Origin of the sequence: Flavobacterium rhamnosi (genome assembly GCF_048286515.1) — a bacterium.
In the GTDB taxonomy this organism is placed as follows: Bacteria; Bacteroidota; Bacteroidia; order Flavobacteriales; family Flavobacteriaceae; genus Flavobacterium.
Genome location: NZ_JBLVPS010000009.1, coordinates 139,333 through 156,720 on the forward strand (window position 1 = coordinate 139,333; position 17,388 = coordinate 156,720).

Genomic DNA, 17,388 nt, shown 5'->3' on the forward strand with positions numbered 1-17,388 from the left:
TTTATTATTCTGTTCACAAGTTTGTATTCTTCTGCCCGCGCACAAGAACTTAACTGTGATGAAGTATTGGTGTCCCTTCAGGTGAAATACATTGGAAGTACCGAACTACCTTCGATAATCTGTGGCGAAGAGGTATATCTTTCGGTAGCCGATGTTTTTGATTTTTTACAGATTAAAAATACTACTGATGCTACTTCCAACAGTATTGAAGGTTTTTTTATCGAACAGGTCAACTCTTTCAAAATTGATGACAACGCCAACCGAATTACCTATAAAGGCCACATAATTCCGCTAAAACAGGGCGATTTGATTCGAACCAATACCAATTTTTTCCTGAAAGCTTCCTATTTTAACACGGTTTTTGAGCTCGATAACAGCTTTAGCTTTAGGAGTTTGGCGGTTTCGATGTCTTCGAAGCTGGAACTGCCAGCCATAAAAGAAGCGCGTATCGCACAGATGCGGGCCAATATCAACAAAATCAAAAACGAATTTAATGCCGATACCACCCTTATCAGAGACAAACCCCTGTTTCATTTCGGAACAGCCAACTGGGCCGTGAATGCTAATCAGCATACCAATGGAACCCGTTCTGAAAGACTACTTTTAAATTTGGGAGGCATGCTTGCCGGAGGCGAATTGACAGGTGCAATCAACTATGGCAGCAACCAGCCTTTTTCAATAAGAAATCAGTATTACCGTTGGAGGTATGTAAAAGACAACGATAAATATGTAAGTCAAATCACACTGGGAAAAATAGGTGCGTCGTCAACATCCACTATTTTATATCCGGTTGTCGGAGTGCAAATCACCAATGCACCCACTCAAATCAAAAAATCTTTCGGTACATACGCCTTAAGCGACCATACCCAACCGGAATGGATGGTGGAACTCTACATAAACAATGTTTTGGCAGACTACACAAAAGCGGATACTAATGGTTTTTTTTCTTTTAATATTCCACTGATGTACGGCCGCACCGAAATTTCACTTAGGTACTATGGTCCCTGGGGGGAGCAACAAATTTCAGGAAAACAATTTATGATACCCTTTAATTTTCTCCCCGAAAAAAAATTAGAATACGTCCTAAGTTCCGGAATCATAGAAGATGGGAAGAACGGTTCGTTTGCAAATGCAAAAGTAAACTATGGGCTTTCAAATTATATTACTATTGGTGGTGGGATGGAATACCTTTCGTCTCTAAAAAACAATAAATTCATTCCTTTTTTCAATTCGTCCGTGCGTCTATCGTCTCAATTATTTATGTCGGGAGGCTACTACCATAAGGTTATGTATAACGGAATACTGAACTATACCGCTTTCAACAACCTCCGATTAGAGTTGGATTATACAAAGTATGACAAAGACCAAGAGGCCATCCGTTTCAATTATTCAGAAATACGTAAGGCATCGCTATCCTTCCCCATACATACCGCTCATTTTTCGGCTAATTCCCGATTATCCTTACAGCAAAATATGTATAATACCAGTAAATACACTACCGCTGAATCTTTATTATCGGGAACGGCATACGGCCTGAATTTTAATTTCACTACCAATCTGTTTTGTACCGATACCTACAACCCATTAATCTACAGCAATCTGTCTACATCACTCCGGCTTCCAAAAGGCTTTATTTTAATTCCTCAGGTAAGGTACGAATACAACGCTGACGGTATCACTTCATTAAGAGCCGAATTGAAAAGACAAATATTCAAAAAAGGCTCCGTTCAGGCTTCTTTTGATCGCAATTTCAAGACCTGCAGCAGCTTCTTACAAATGGGGTTCAGGTATGATTTCGAGACTGTAAGCACTGGATTTTCAAGCAGTTTTACCAATAATCAGGCTTCGTTTTCTCAGTCTGCCAGTGGCAGCCTCATTTATGAACCCAAAGCAGACTTTATCGATTTTAACAATAAGACTAGTGTAGGAAGGGCAAGCATGAAATTCATTCCTTTTTTGGATACCAATGGCGATGGAAAACGAGACTCAGGTGAACCCCCCGTAATTGGCCTGCAAATTATATTGAATGGTGCAGGAAGACAGATTATCTCCAAAGACGGGACCACTGTAATTACTGAATTGGAACCATATATAAGGAACCATGTAGAACTCAACACCAACAGTATCAGCACCATTGCATGGCGCGTAATCAACAAAACCTTAAACATTACGCTAAACCCCAATCAATTAAAAATAATTGAAATTCCTGTTGTTGTAGTGGGAGAAGTAGGCGGTACAGTTAACACAAATGAAAATGGAAAACGAATTGGAACCGGTGGTTTGAAAATCAATATTTACGATATTGATACTGTTCTTAACACAACCATTCTCTCGGAACCCGATGGGTATTTTAGCTTTCTGGGTTTAAAATCAGGCAGGTATTCTGCAAAAATAGATTCGCTGCAATTACAAAAATTGCAAATGAAGGCAGAACCAGCTAACATATCTTTTGAAATTGACAACGGAACAGATGGAGCCATTGTGGACAATATTGAATTTATATTGCAGAAAGTAAAAATTGAAAAATCGGATTCTGAAACTATTCCGTTGAATAATCTAAGTAAAACAGCTGTTATTGCAGTTTCTGAAATAGCAACTGATCAAATAGAGTGTGACGAACAAGTTGTTTATAGCGTGCAGCTGCTATCATCTGAAACGCAACTCCCGCTCAACCACCCTTGGTTCAAAAATAAGAAAGAAATAGTTGAATATGAAAATCTTGGTGTTTACAAATATACATGGGGCTCAAGCGCCTCGCGCAGTGAAGCCAGCAAAATTAAAAATAAATTACGTGTGGAAGGTTATCACGATGCTTTTGTAGTACCTATTTATGACCGCAAAATGATTACCGGCCATGAAGTCGAAACAATTGGCAAAAAAGACGCAGCTTTTCAATTAGCAGCAACTCCTCGAAAATCACAACCCGATAGCTCCAACTCCCCTACTTCTTTTATCGATGCAAATAAAGAAGAGCAATATGAAGGTAGTCTGGAAGAGGGGTTAATTTTTAAGACCCAGCTTTTAGCTTCAAAAAAGAAAGTGGCACTATCCGATTCTTTTTTCAAAGGTTTGAAGGACGTTAAAGAATACTTGCATAAAGGATTGTACAAATATACTATTGGCACAAATAAATCGATGGCCGAAGCGAACAAGATTAAAAATAAGCTGCGTTCCAATGGATTCTTTGGCGCTTTTGTAGTACCTTTTAATGACAATAAAAGGATTGATGCCCAAGAAGTCACATTAATTATTAAAAAGAAGATAGTTGTTCCGTTAGTAACTGTTCCTCAAGAATTACAGCCTGAGATTTCCATCCCATACGCGCCCATTATCACTGGAAGTGTACCAGAACAGTATGCAAGCGGTTCAGAAGAAGGATTAATTTTCAAGACCCAACTTTTGGCTTCAAAAAAGAAATTAGCATTAACTGATCCAATTTTTAAAGGTTTGAAAGGCATTAAAGAGTACCTGCATAAAAAATTATATAAATACACTATGGGGATCAGTAAATCGCTAAAGAAAGCGAACAAAATTAAAAACAAACTGCGTTCCCAGGGGTTCTTCGGGACTTTTGTAGTACCTTTTTATCACAATAAAAGGACAACTATACAAGAAGCCGAAGCAATCAATAAAAAGAATGCTGCTGATCTGTTAGAAGCCGCTTTTCAAAAATCACAATTAGACCACGTCAACCCCAGTACTGCCGTTACTGATGCTAGTACAGAAGACCAATATGGAAACAGCCCTGAAGATGGATTGGTTTTCAAGAATCAGCTTTTAGCTTCAAAAAAGAAAATGGCATTATCTGATCCGATTTTCAAAGGTCTTAAAGGCATTAAAGAGTATAGACATAAAGGAATGTATAAATACACAACGGGTACCAGTAAATCGATAGCGGAAGCGAACGACATACGAAACAAGCTGCGTTTTCTGGGATTTCCTAATGCTTTTGTAGTACCTTTTTATAACGATGAGAGAATTAACTCCGGTAAAATCAGCGGAGTAGTGTTCTATAAAAGTGAAAATTTAGATGGAATTGCCGGCATAAGAGTATTTATCCATGACTCCAATAATACTAAAATTACATCCACCCTTTCAGAGGCCGACGGGACCTTTACCCTACTGGGCTTAAAGCCGGGAGATTACACTGCCCAATTAGACAGTGAACAATTGGATAAAGCACAAATGATACCAACAGCAGTAGTACAAAAATTCACTATAGCCAATAGTATTGGAAATGTTGAGGCTAAATTGGAATTCATCCTAGAAGCAAAAGACAATAAAAACCAAACAACCAATGAAAAATCCAACGTCAATAAAATAATTTCTCAAAAAGGCCTGGTTTTCAAAATCCAGATAATGGCTTCAAAACATGAACAATCTTTTTCCAATTCGTTATTTAAAGCATTAAAAGGAATTGAAATGTATCAACATGAAGGTTTGTACAAATACACTTGGGGAGAAGCCAATACGCTCGAAGAAATAAGAAAAATAAAAAGAGATCTTCAGAATCGCGGAATTAAAAATGCTTTTATAGTCCCTTTTTATAATGAGGTGAGAATGAATTTGCAAGAAGCTACCGGGGAGGTTTCCCTGAAGATGAATGGTGATTTTTACGAACTTGGAGGAATTAAAATAAATATTTATGACGATGACACTATTTTTATTACCTCATTAGTTTCAAAATCCGATGGTCATTTTAGTTTTCTTGGGTTACGTCCCGGAAATTACAGGGCAGAACTAGACCAGACGCAATTGGATTATTTGAAGATGACTTCTGATACCGATTCTTTAAAATTCACTATTGGCAACAATGGTATTGATGTTACCGAGCCATTGAAATTTATACTTCATCCAAAAATAAGCAATCCAAAATAATTATTTCCAAGTATTTATGATCCGTTCCTCATTTTTTTCATTGTTGTGCGATAAAAAAGAAGCCAAATTAATGGCTTCTTTTTTATCGCACAACAATGATTTTCAGTAATATCTTTTGCAAACCCTAAAAAACGATTTTCAGAAAATTTTGTTATATCAACTGCTTGCCATTTTGTTTCGCCATTATTATTGATATTCTTAATTTCACATTTCAAACTACCTGTTTCCAAAAGAATTTTAAATTTATCAATAATTTCTTCTTTTGATTAAGGTGAGGAAATATCACCAAATTTCATTCTAAGTAGCTCTTCTTTAGAATAACCGTTAAAAATCGTTAAAGCACAATTTACTTCTAATAATTCCTGTTTTCATCAACAACAAAAACTCCATAAAGGGCATTCTCTATATAATTTCTAAATTTAGCATCACTTTCATCTTCCATTACTTTAAGTAGATTTCAGTTTTACTCTTTCCATTAATTTGATTAATATTTCTTCCTATCGCATAAATAAATTCTCCGGAAGCTGATACAGTAAAAGTCCATTGGATCGCAACAATTTCTTTATTTTTTTTAACGTATCTATTTTCGAAAGTTCTTGAAGTTTGTTCAGATGATAATTGTTCTGTTTCCTTATTACTTTTCTCTATATCATCAGGATGAATAAATGCTATTATAGAATTGTCAAATAATTCTTCTTCAGTATAACCTAATACCTTTATAAATGAAGGATTCATTTTTTTTAAAAAGCCATCTGTTCCCACAATACAAACAAAATCTTGTGACTCTATTTGATAGAAATCAAAATTATTTATTGATTGTTCATTTTCTAGTTCTTGATCTTTTACTTTGTCGAGTAAATCGTTATAGGTCAGCTTTGCTCTTTTCATATTCAAAATATTAAATCATATATAATTTAAATATAATAAAAATACAGTAACAATTAGAACCTTGCCTATTTATTAAAACATTTAGCATATTTGTTGAGCTTTATGGAGATGCTTTCTTTTTCGGCAAAAAAATCCCTTTGATCTGTACCAACAGCAACCGGTGCAGTTGGTTTAGTTCCTTCATATGGAATATTTGATCTCAATTCAACGATAAGAATAAATTCCAAATTTGAAATTAAAGCAAGTTTGAATATTGTTTTTAATAAGCAATATTTCACTAAACGACCTTTATTTTATCCGGGTCCAGGGATATGGGCATCTAATGGAAGAAATGGATCAATTTCATTTGTGATACGTATATAAGATCAAATAACAACAACCGTCAAGTTTAATACGTTATTCTAAAGCTTAAATTTGGAGTGCGTCGAAGTGAAAAAGTTTTTACATCTTCAATAGAATTAGTAACCGTATTTATTCTATAATATTCATTGATTTCATTTTTTCGATTCAATACATTCAATAGCGAGAACCCCAATTTATATTGAATTTGATCTAAGCTTTCCCATTTGTATGTTGTCGAAAAATTAACTTGAAAAAAGTCATTGAGTATTTTATTGTTTGGGGTATTGTAATCAATCTTTGGATTAGAGAAATTACTGTAATTTATAGTTGAACTCATAGGAGTGGTCTCGGGTTTTCCAGAATACCACTTTGAACCCAGTGCTATTTTTAGATTTTTTCTATCATAGATTCCGGCCCAGGAAATAATATGGTCTAATTTAAAGTTATTTGGAAATACAGGTTGTTCGAAATTTGGAAAGTGATAATTATTAGTATTGTAAGTATAACTAAACCAGGTAATAAAATGATTTATCTTTTTTTGAACCAGCATTTCCATTCCTAAAACTTCATAATCGCCATTAGTTTTTACAAATTCTAATTGGTTTTGAAATTCTTGACTCGAGCTATTAATTCCGGTTACTTTTTTATAAAAATTATTTAAAGTGAATAACCAATTATTTTTGTTGTAAAATAAACTAATTGATGCTTGTTTACTTCTTTGAATAGGGATCGTTGTGTTGTTTGCCAATATCCACCTTCTTTTTTCAATACCAAAATAATCGTTTTGCAGATCAATAACCTGATAAGAATTTTGACTTTTAAATTCTCCTAATACTTCTAAATTAAGATATTTTGTAATTGCATAATTAAACTGTAATCGTGGCTCTAAAAGTTTTTTTTTGAATTGTTCGATATAGTTTAATCGCAAACCTGCATTAAAATATATTTTGGATAAAGTATCATTATATTTTGCTTCAACTATGAGTGCATGAATTCGTAAAACTTCTTTAATTCTTCTGTAAAATATAGGGCTGTTTACTTCATCTGAATTTATGGTACCAATTTCGTTGAATTGATATCCATTTTTAAGAGTAAATTTCGAATGAATTGCATGACTATTTTCAAGCTTGAAGCCATTGTCTAACACTTCATTTTTTTGTTTTACAATTTGATTATCTTGTATTTGGTTTTTTTCAGCATTAAGCACATAGGACGAAGTATACACATTTAAATGAGAGCTGTTTTTAGTATTCCAGTTTCGTATCCATGAAAGATTACTTCCGTAATTTTTTTGATATAAAATATTATTTTCAGACTGGATTTGAGAACTGACGTTGGTTGTTTGAAAAATTTTAAGTTGATCGCTAATTGTAATAAAATCTAAAATAAAATGGTCTTTTTCTCCAATTTGCTGAGAATATTTAGCCGTAATATCGTAAAAATTAAATTTTTCGTCACCTAAATAATCTATATTTTGATTACTGGAAAAATTTGTAATACTTGTATTTTGGAAGGCTTTATTATAATATTCTTTGTAGGTAGGTGTTTTTACTAAATCGGTTATGGATTTTCTTCCTGAAATTTCTATGAAACTTTTTTCGGAGATTTTGAACTTTGAATATACATCGGCATTAATCATGTTTATTCCTGCACTAAGACTATTTTTTTTAAATTTATTGGTGTTTGAGGAAATATCTACAACGCTTGAGACGCCTTCTCCATAAAAAGCAGAAGTCCCATTTTTAGTTATAGAAACGGTATGGGCTAAATTAGGATTGAACGCCGAAATTAATCCAAAAAAATGTCCTGTTTGATACATTTTGATCCCATTCCATAAAAACAAATTTTGATCATGCGTGCCTCCCCTGACATTAATACTCGAAATGCTTTCGTCGGCACTATAAATACCGGGAATTTGCAACATAGTTTGTAAAACATCCGGTTCAATTAAGCCTGGTAATATTCCAAGTTTTTTTGGTTTAATTTCAAATGTTCCATTAATTTTTTTTGAGATTCCAGATGTTAAAAGATGGTTCGCTATTATATTATTTAATTCAGAAACTTCCACTTCAATGTAAATTTTCAAACAATTTTTATTTTGTAAATCATAGCCAGAAATTTTTTCAGTAGTATACCCAATGTTACTAATTATTAAATCAGTTGACTTTTCTTTTTTCAGTTCAAAATATCCTTTTTTATTGGTTGAAGTGCTAAAACCATCTTCAAACTTAATATTCACATTTTCCAGTGGAAGATTATCTTCTTTAGAAAATACATATCCACAAATATTCTTCATGTCTACCCTATTATTGCTATAAATGGTAATGAATTTATTATCGATATTTTCAAAGAACAGATTCGTTTTTTTTTCAAGATAAATCATCTTCTTGTTCAAAGACAACGATTTTTTAGGCGGTATAATTTTAAGGTCAACTATCTCATTATCAATATAACTAAAATAAATAAGATGTTGTTTTTCAATAGATTGTAGGATATCTTTTAATGCAATTGCTTTACTTCTGTTTTGAGCTGTCGTACTCAAGACAAAAACAAGGTAAAAAAATAAAACAGAAGTGTATTTCATTAAAATATTTATTTTCCTTCAAAAAGTATTTTGTTTGCAGTAATTTTATTTGGTTCTAAATGATAGGTTGTGGCAATAATTTGAAGGGCAACATCAAGATTGTCAATTGGGATTTTTCCAGTAAATAATGCACTAGAACATTTTGTTTTCACTTCAATAGAAACATTGTATTGCCTTTGAATTTCATCTAAGATGTTGCGTAAATTTTCTTTATTAAAAGCAATGGTATTTTCCATCCATTCTGGTTTAGCAGAAGCAACGGTTGTGTTTACTTGTTTTCCACCTTCAAAATAAACACTTTGTCCGGGAGTTAAAATCATTTTTTTTTCTTGGTACTTTACCAGTACCCTTCCTTCAAAACAAGTTACATCAAAACGATCTTTCCGTACTTTTACATTAAATTGAGTTCCAAGAACAGCCACTTTTCCAAGAACAGTTGTAACCTCAAATTTTTTACCTTTTGCTACTTTAAAATAGGCTTCGCCATCTAACTCAAGGTTTCTATTATTGTCCCAATTCCATTTTTTATATTTAATTTCAGAGCCGGCATTCAGAACTACTTTAGAATTATCCGGTAATAAGAAAGTGGTTTTTTCACCATTAAGAGCATATTGTGTTTGTAACGCAAAATTTTGCATCATAAATAAAATTCCTAATCCAATAACAAAAACGGCAGCCACTTTGAATAACCATTTTTTGTATGAAGGAATAACTTTAGCTCTTGTTTTTTTGTGATTAATAACATTCTCTAAAACTTTTTCTTCATTAAATGGGGGTGCTTCTAAATGTGCAGTATAATTTTTAATTTGTTCGTATTTTTCGTTATCAGGATTAGCTTTGAATTCAGCTAATTGATCTTCTGTTAATTCGTTGTTTAGCCATTTTGCTAAAATGTGATTCTTTTCCATTGCGTTAATCGTATTATATTTAAAACAAGTAAAAACAAATTTACCCTACTTTATCGTATCAATTTCTTTTCGTAGTTCAACTAAAGCCAAGTGTATACGCTTTTCAACTGCTTTTACACTTATGTTTAATTCAGCTGCTATTTCGCTGTATTTCTTACCGTCTATTCGATGCATCAAAAAAGCAACTCGCTGTGTTTCTTTCAAATTTTCAATTGATTTTAAGAGCTTATTTTTGAATTGTTTTTCTTCGAGTATAAATTCCGGTGTTTCATTAGTATTATCATGACCAATAAAATTTTTTTCATATTGCAAAACTACTTTTTGGTGCGCAATTTCGTTAAGAGAGCTATTATTTGCGATGGTATATATGTAAGATTTCGCTTTTTCAATGGGGACTGCAGCACAGTTTTGCCAGAGTTTAATGAAAGCTTCTTGGGTTATATCATCGGCTTGGTCTTTGTTCCCGTATTTATAAAAAAGAAAATTGCGAAGCGCTTTCGCATGACTTTTGAAAAACATTGAAAAAATAATTTTATCACAAGTGTTTGATAATGAAAATATTGTCATTTATTTAGTAATTTTTTGCTCTACAAAGATATATTTATTTTTAAATTTTGGTAGGGTAATAAAGATGTAAACTGTTTTACTATTGAACCGCTATTTTTTTTGTGTGAAATAGGCGAAATGAAAACGGTCTATGAACCTCGAAGCGAATACGCAAAATGGAGTTCTATGCCACAAAAACAATATAAAAAAGTATCCGTTCGTTATTCTATATATTAAATATTAGCTACATATGAAATCAATTAAATATTTATTAATGTGCGTAACTGTAGTGGTATTTATTTCGTGTCAGGATGAGGAAATATTGGTTGTTCAAGACATTACACAAAACTTAACAGCTAAATCTCCTCTTGCGAGTTTGATTTCCAGGGTATCACAAAACCCTACGTCTAGGGATAATATTTTGGATAAATCAAGTTGTTTTAATGTTCGGCTGCCGGTTAATGTTATTGTAAATGGAAAGCATATTACTGTATCTAGCCAAAATGATTATATGGTGGTTCAAAACGCTTTAGATGCATTTTCAAATGATGATGATGTAGTAAACTTTGTATATCCAATAACAATTCAATATCAAAATTTCAAGATAGAACTGATTACAAATCCGGATAAATTAGAGGATGTTATTGATAATTGTGAGGATGATGACGGGTTTGATGAGATTGACTGCCTACATATAAATTATCCAATAAAGATTAATATTTATAATGCAGATAATCAAATTGCAAACACTACTACTATTCAAAACGATAAAGATTTATATAACTTTTTGAAAGATTTAGAAAGTAATGTGTTTATATCCATCAATTATCCAGTTTCTATTACAAATTTTAAGGGTCAAAATGTCGCAATTACAAATAACTCTAATTTTGAAAGCAGTATAGAAGATGGGATTAAAGATTGTAATACTAATTCAGGTTCTGGAGGGAACCAGAATTTTGTTTCGATTTTGACAAATGGAACTTGGCATGTATCTTATTATTTTGATGATAGTGATGAAACTTTAAATTACAAGGGATATAATTTTACTTTCAATTCTAATGGAACTGTTATGGTTGTAAAAGAAAAAAATACTATCGCCGGAAATTGGTCCACTTCTGTAAACAATGGTCAAGATATATTTCTGTTAAAATTTGAAGACAGTAAATTAGAGGAATTAGAAGACGATTGGAAAATTACAGAATTTACAACCACAAACGTTAGACTGAAAAATATAAGCACCAGCGATGCAGCAACTGATTATCTTTATTTCACCAAGAATTAATTAAAACGTAACACAAACCTACTTACTGCAAATTTTAAAGAAACTTTTTTTTATTAATACAATTATTAAAATTGTATAGCACAACTATTAATTATTAACCCCTAATTACATATTATTTAACCTTAAAAAAAATGAAAAAAATGAAAAAAACATCGATTTTAGCACTACTTGTCATTATGATGAGTTCTTGCACGAATGATCCATCTACAAGCGGTAATGTTACCTTAAAAGCTTCATCCTTTTCTGCAACAGGAAAAACGTCTACAACTGCTCGTACTGCTGCATCAACAGTGGTGTTCACGGAATTTAAAATAAATATTGGAAAGATAAAATTTGAATTAGATGAGGAAGATGATAAATATCTTTCAAATCCTTTTTATGATGATGATGTAAAACTTGTAGGTCCTTTTTTAGTAGATATTTTAGATCCTAACAAAACTTTGACTCAATTTATTACTTCTGTTAATATTCCGAATGCCCAGTATGAGGAAATTAAATTTAAATTTGAAAAAAGTATTTTGCCTGGCGAAATGGAAGGTAAAACTTTTTTAATTAAAGGGACAATAAACGGTAAAAACTTTATCATCTGGAGTGGACACGATGCTGAACTTGAAATGGATTTTGCAGATCCAACTAAAGATTTTACAGTTAATGGTACCGATATAACACTTAACATAAAAATACATCTTGATGCCATAATGGCAAGACTAATAACATTAGCCAATCAAAATTTATTGGTGGATACAGATGGGGATGGAGTTATCGAAATTAGTACTGATAACGATGATGGACATCATGATATTGGAGAGCAAATAAGAAACTTGCTTGAAAATGAAACAGACTTAGATGACATGGACTAATTAAATTAAAATGGATTTATTAAAAAAGAGGCTATCTTTAAAAAAGGTAGTCTTTTTTTAAGGCGAGTCCTAGGCAATTGGTAGTAAATTCGTCTGTATATTTTCAAACCATTTTCGTTTTATGCAATTGTCTTTATAACTTTAACACATTGTTTAAGAAAAGAAAGTTACCTTGCCACTTAATTTACAACAATTTAAATACAAATAATTATGAGAATGAGATATTTTTTTATTACTATAATATTCGTTTTAGCGAGCGGATTATTTTTGAATTCATGCTCAAAGGATGATGCTGCACTTCCAACAATAACTTTTAATCAAACCGAGGGTAAAGCTAATTCACAAGGCGAATATACAGTGAGTGGCCATATACAATCTGAGATTGCGCTTTCTAAGGTTATAATTACAAAAGAGGGATCAAGTACTCCATTTTTAACGGATGATACGACAGCAAAAAATAAAACCGATTATGATTTTGCGTATTTGATTACAGGTGTTACTACTAACACCTATCTAATAGTTGATATTTATAATCAAGCTAATGATAAAACAACAGTACGATTTTTAATTCGTCCTTAATTTAAGGAATTACCTTTTTAATTTTATTAGCTGGAGAATCTGACCTGCGCTCTGCAAAGGTGTACTTTCCAAAAAACATATTTCTCTAAAAGCTGCGCAAGGTCACAAACTTTGCGCTTTTTTTATGGATTTAAATCTGTTTTATTCTATTAATTAGAAAGTTTTAAATATACTTATGGAGCTTTTGTTCAAAAATATTGTAAAAGCTAAAGAATGGCCGGATATCGAAACGGGTCATAGAGGTGATTATGTTGTTGATTCCGGATTTTCTCTCATACCAAGAATTCCGACTCCATTTAAAATGAATTCCAAGCTAACATAAAGAATAGTGGCGGACTGGGTTATAAAACACCAAACATTTTTACAGAGGAAAGCGAACGTATTCGGTATCAAAATGTGATGCCTATAAACAGTGACCTCAATAAACTTGAAAAAAGTTATGGGGTTAATTTTGAGGACACTACTAGTAAAAAATATTAAATTAGCGTTAAACTGGAAAAATATTAAATAAACTTTTTGGATTATCATAAAATTACTTAATTTTGATTTTCAAAACATGGATTACATCATTCAATTTAAACAAGTTAATTCAATAATTTACTTAAAAAATGGCTTATAATTGTCATGTTGAGTTTTGTTGCAAAATCGTGGCACATTAGTTTATAAGTAGCTGAAAATGCAGTATAGGCACGGGTTCCAGCTTATTGGTTCGAATCCTGCTCTCCCCACCAAAAGGGTAAAAGAAGCAAAAAGCCAACTTTTTCAATCTTTTCAAAAACCCGCAAAAAACGTGGTAAAACCTGCAAATCCAAGGATTCGCAGTTTTTTTTGTTTTAAAGCACTTTTCAATATTTATAAAAACGCTCAAAGTTTCTATGGCAAAATCGTGGATCAGTCCTAAAACCTGTGGGGAAGCAAAAATTAAGCATAAATATTAGTTAGCCTAAAAAGGAAAAATGAAAGGTTTCTAACACCTCTGAATTTTGATCTGAATGCTTTTATTTTAACATTGAAAGATTCTGCTGAAGCATTGGTACTTCTGTTGTCAAAATAGTTTAATATGGTTTGATAATAATTCTCTATAGATCGTGAGACTGTATTAAGGGACTTGAAACCGGATTGATTTACTTTCTCATGCCATTTAGCTAACCTTGAGAGCCCTATAATTTTATCCGTTACATTCTCGAAGATATTTCTCAAATCTTGAGCTAAATCGTACGCTTTTTGGATATCGGGATATAATTGAAACAATAAATCAGCACGGCTTGTTTGATTTTGTGTCCCTTTAGATTTGTTCTTATAAAGAAAATTACGGCTCCTAGCTAGTAATTGCGGCACATTTCCGTGTTCGCAAAATGTGCCACAGAATACCGCTTAAACACTTGTAAATACAGAGGTTAACAACATTGACGACTTGTTTTTTTGATGCTATAATTCTACATTTATTAATCTAAAAAGTTGAATTATGTTAGAGAGCAGCTTTGGGATGGTTTTCTTTTTGAAAATCCCCCGCAATGAAAGTAAAATTAGAACAGTTTATCTTAGAATAACTGTAGACGGAATCCCAAAGGAAACATCCACCAAACGAAAATGGGACAGCGCCCGCTGGGACCAGAAAACCGAAAGGGCTATCGGCACTAAAGAAGATGCGAGATCCCTTAACTTTTTTCTGCACTGATTTTAAAGATCAATGAATACAAGACCGAGATTATGTACAGCGGAAAACCGATAACTTCCCAAAAGGTCATGGATTACATATTAGGAAACGTTACTCCAAGGGTTAAAGTACTGGAAGAATTTCAAAAGCACAATGATGAAATGACTGCCTTACTGGGAAAAGGATATGCTAAAGGAACTCTTGATCGTTTTACCATTACGATAAATCATTTAAGGTCATTTATTCGATTTAAATTTAATGCTGATGATATTGAATTTACAGATCTAAATCTTGAATTTATTAAGGACTTTGAGTTTTACCTGAGAACAGTTCGAAATTGCAGCAACAATACCACGCTTAAATACATTGCTAATTTCAAAAAAATTGTCATTCGTGCAATCGATAAGGAAGTCATCCTAAAAGACCCTTTTAAAAACTTTAAAAGCCGAAAAACCAAAATACTTAAGAAACCTCTTTCCACACAAGAACTATATGAATTGGAAAGGCATTATTTTACCACAGAAAGACTTAATGTCGTCAGAGATGTATTTGTATTCCAATGTTACACGGGATTGGCTTATATCGACGCATATCAATTAAAAAAAAAAGATATCAAAGATGGTATTGACGGGAATTCTTGGATCATGTCTGAAAGACAAAAAACGGGTTCTCCCACCAATGGAAATGGTTTTACAATTTATGATCGGGGACGTGGCAGTGTTTTGAGTGATAAAATAAAAACGACAAGGAATAATATCAACGACAATGAAGTAACTTTTGAAAATGCATGGGGAATTTGTGATGATGACATTTATAACAAAATGCTAAAAGTAGCCGATGAACATTACAAAAAAAATGAATTGTTTTTCAATTTTGTAATGACAACTTCTAACCATAGACCATATACTTATCCGGATAATGCAATTGATATTCTTCTGGGTCGGGTCGTGATGGTGCGGTAAAATACACCGATTATGCTATAAAAAAAATGTTTGAAAAAGATAGAAACAAACCTTGGTTCAAGAATACTGTTTTCATTATCATAGCTGACCATTGTGCCAGTAGTGCCGGGAAAGATGAAATTGATGTTGCCTATCATATTCCTGCTCTTATAGTAAATCTTCCCGAGGCATTAAATCAAAAAATTGGCAAACAGTGCTCGCAAATTGATATTTTCCCGACTTTCTTTGCTTTACAAAACTGGAAGTATGAAAGTAATTTCTTTGGTAAAAATGTATTCAACGCTACTTTTGAAGAACGTGCTTTAGTAGGAACGTATAGAAAATTAGTGCTCATGAAAAAAGATAAAGTAATGATTTTGTCCGACCAGAAGAAGCAGACCTTTTATACTTGGAACAAGGACGACAATAGTTTGAAGCCGATATCGATGAACAAAAAATTTCTAAGCGAAACAATATCCTGGTACCAGACTGCCGATTATTTGTTTACTAAAAAATTACTGAAATAGCAATTTTGACAAATATAAACTCTAATTAGAATGCTTATTGTTTTTAAAACAAAAGTTTAAATACTTATTAAAACCATATTCTATGTTTAAAATAATATTGCTTTCATTTTTTAGTATTATAACAAGTGCTGCACAGGAAATACAAATGGACACAATTTCGAAATCAGTTTCCCTTCCTAACAGTAATTTCAAATACAAACAATTAATAATTCCAGTGGTATTAATAGGTTATGGATTTATAGGTATTGAAAATGATCAATTGAAAAGAGTTAACACTGATATTAAGGTAGAAGTTTCGGAACATATCGATAAAAAAATTACAATCGATGATTTATCTCAATATGCACCAGCAATTTTGGCTTATGCGCTAAATACTGTGGGAATTACAGGTAAAAAGAATTTAAAACAACGTACCATACTACTCGCAACTTCCTATGTTATCATGACAACGTCAGTCTTAGGATTAAAATCGTTAACAAAGATTGAGCGACCAGACTCAAGTTCTAATAATTCTTTTCCTTCAGGATATACTGCTACTGCTTTTGCCGGAGCTGAATTTTTATGGCAGGAATACAAAGACAAATCCATTTGGTATGGAATTACAGGGTATGCTGTTGCTACTGGAACGGGAATATTTAGAATTGTGAATAATAGACATTGGTTGACAGATGTAGCTGTAGATACAGGCATTGGAATTCTAAGCACCAAAATTGCGTATTGGATCAGTCCATTTATTCAAAATAAAATTTTTACACCAAAAGAGAACAAGAGTATATCAGTAATTACACCATTTTACGATGGTAAACAATTAGGGATTGGGTTTCTTAAAACTTTCTAATACAAAAAACACAAAAATTAAAACGAAGGTATTAATAGTGGTTCGGAGATTTTCAGATAGATTAAGGTACACGTGTAAAAAAACACAAAATGCGTTAAAAAAACATCAATTAGAATTTATGGTTGGATCTTAGTATTTTTTTAATCTAAAAAGCATTTGAAAGAACACATTTTTTTGTAGTAGATTTTATCAGGTTTATTGGTAGTTAATCATTATTAATAAGTACTACATTCTCAATTTGCTCAGAGATTTCTTTATGAGACAACACATCTTTTAAATAATTATTTAAATACTGCTTAAAGAGGTTGATTCAAAATTATTTGTAACTTTAAATTCTTGATTTTTGTTTACTTAATTTAAGATTATTTTATTAAATACACTATCGTTAAACTACTTATCCCAAAAATAATTTTGTTAGCATTTTCTATATTTAAATAAATAATGCGAATCAAGGGTTAAAAAATTAAGTTTATAAATGCAGCTGCTATCTTTCCAAACAGATGTACTAACAAGCCTTTTGTAGATCTAACTTTGGATGCTCTTTGAATATTGGTTTTT

General features: G+C 32.2%; 16 protein-coding genes. 9 read left to right on the forward strand and 7 right to left on the reverse strand.

The annotated features are described in order from the left end of the window. Window positions 1-21 precede the first annotated feature (21 nt). Window positions 22-4,878: a hypothetical protein gene (locus ACNQGN_RS09600; protein WP_417987605.1), complete on the forward strand. Its 4,857-nt coding sequence runs from the start codon at window positions 22-24 to the stop codon at window positions 4,876-4,878. 14 nt (window positions 4,879-4,892) lie between these two features. Here ACNQGN_RS09600 and ACNQGN_RS09605 read toward each other — a convergent pair whose 3' ends face one another. From ACNQGN_RS09605 to ACNQGN_RS09630, 6 genes are all read right to left on the reverse strand, one after another. Next, window positions 4,893-5,108 (reverse strand): hypothetical protein, encoded by a 216-nt coding sequence (locus ACNQGN_RS09605; RefSeq protein WP_417987606.1) that lies wholly within the window; start codon window positions 5,106-5,108, stop codon window positions 4,893-4,895. Between the two features lie 211 nt (window positions 5,109-5,319). Further along, window positions 5,320-5,766, reverse strand: coding sequence for a PAS domain-containing protein (locus ACNQGN_RS09610; protein WP_417987607.1), 447 nt, complete (start codon window positions 5,764-5,766; stop codon window positions 5,320-5,322). Window positions 5,767-5,831: 65 nt separating this feature from the next. Further along, window positions 5,832-5,993, reverse strand: a complete 162-nt coding sequence (locus ACNQGN_RS09615; RefSeq protein ID WP_417987608.1) for a hypothetical protein — start codon at window positions 5,991-5,993, stop codon at window positions 5,832-5,834. 161 nt (window positions 5,994-6,154) lie between these two features. Then, window positions 6,155-8,692, reverse strand: a complete 2,538-nt coding sequence (locus ACNQGN_RS09620) for a TonB-dependent receptor (RefSeq protein ID WP_417987609.1) — start codon at window positions 8,690-8,692, stop codon at window positions 6,155-6,157. 8 nt (window positions 8,693-8,700) lie between these two features. Beyond that, on the reverse strand, window positions 8,701-9,600 hold the full coding sequence (locus tag ACNQGN_RS09625) for a FecR family protein (protein ID WP_417987610.1): 900 nt from the start codon (window positions 9,598-9,600) through the stop codon (window positions 8,701-8,703). Window positions 9,601-9,645: 45 nt separating this feature from the next. Further along, entirely contained in the window at window positions 9,646-10,167 is a 522-nt protein-coding gene (locus tag ACNQGN_RS09630) for an RNA polymerase sigma factor (protein ID WP_417987611.1), read from the reverse strand. A gap of 229 nt (window positions 10,168-10,396) precedes the next feature. Between ACNQGN_RS09630 and ACNQGN_RS09635 the strand changes: the two genes are divergently transcribed. The 4 genes from ACNQGN_RS09635 to ACNQGN_RS09650 all read left to right on the forward strand — a co-directional run bounded on the left by ACNQGN_RS09635 (window position 10,397) and on the right by ACNQGN_RS09650 (window position 13,189). After that, window positions 10,397-11,428 carry a hypothetical protein gene (locus ACNQGN_RS09635; RefSeq protein ID WP_417987612.1) on the forward strand — a complete coding sequence of 344 codons (1,032 nt, stop codon included), beginning with the start codon at window positions 10,397-10,399 and terminating at the stop codon, window positions 11,426-11,428. A 140-nt stretch (window positions 11,429-11,568) separates the two neighbouring features. Then, entirely contained in the window at window positions 11,569-12,288 is a 720-nt protein-coding gene (locus ACNQGN_RS09640) for a hypothetical protein (protein WP_417987613.1), read from the forward strand. 210 nt (window positions 12,289-12,498) lie between these two features. Continuing rightward, on the forward strand, window positions 12,499-12,867 hold the full coding sequence (locus tag ACNQGN_RS09645; protein ID WP_417987614.1) for a hypothetical protein: 369 nt from the start codon (window positions 12,499-12,501) through the stop codon (window positions 12,865-12,867). 175 nt (window positions 12,868-13,042) lie between these two features. Next, window positions 13,043-13,189, forward strand: coding sequence for a hypothetical protein (locus ACNQGN_RS09650; RefSeq protein WP_417987615.1), 147 nt, complete (start codon window positions 13,043-13,045; stop codon window positions 13,187-13,189). Between the two features lie 599 nt (window positions 13,190-13,788). Here ACNQGN_RS09650 and ACNQGN_RS09655 read toward each other — a convergent pair. Continuing rightward, on the reverse strand, window positions 13,789-14,205 hold the full coding sequence (locus ACNQGN_RS09655; RefSeq protein ID WP_417987616.1) for an ISL3 family transposase: 417 nt from the start codon (window positions 14,203-14,205) through the stop codon (window positions 13,789-13,791). Between the two features lie 127 nt (window positions 14,206-14,332). On the opposite strand from ACNQGN_RS09655, the gene ACNQGN_RS09660 reads away from it, so the two are divergent. The 4 genes from ACNQGN_RS09660 (at window position 14,333) to ACNQGN_RS09675 (ending at window position 16,830) form a co-directional block, all read left to right on the forward strand. Beyond that, window positions 14,333-14,545 carry an Arm DNA-binding domain-containing protein gene (locus ACNQGN_RS09660; protein ID WP_417987617.1) on the forward strand — a complete coding sequence of 71 codons (213 nt, stop codon included), beginning with the start codon at window positions 14,333-14,335 and terminating at the stop codon, window positions 14,543-14,545. A 68-nt stretch (window positions 14,546-14,613) separates the two neighbouring features. Next, window positions 14,614-15,486 (forward strand): site-specific integrase, encoded by an 873-nt coding sequence (locus tag ACNQGN_RS09665; RefSeq protein ID WP_417987618.1) that lies wholly within the window; start codon window positions 14,614-14,616, stop codon window positions 15,484-15,486. 26 nt (window positions 15,487-15,512) lie between these two features. Continuing rightward, window positions 15,513-15,992: an LTA synthase family protein gene (locus ACNQGN_RS09670; protein ID WP_417987619.1), complete on the forward strand. Its 480-nt coding sequence runs from the start codon at window positions 15,513-15,515 to the stop codon at window positions 15,990-15,992. An 82-nt stretch (window positions 15,993-16,074) separates the two neighbouring features. After that, complete coding sequence (locus ACNQGN_RS09675) at window positions 16,075-16,830, forward strand: phosphatase PAP2 family protein (RefSeq protein ID WP_417987620.1); 756 nt, start codon at window positions 16,075-16,077, stop codon at window positions 16,828-16,830. Window positions 16,831-17,388 lie beyond the last annotated feature (558 nt).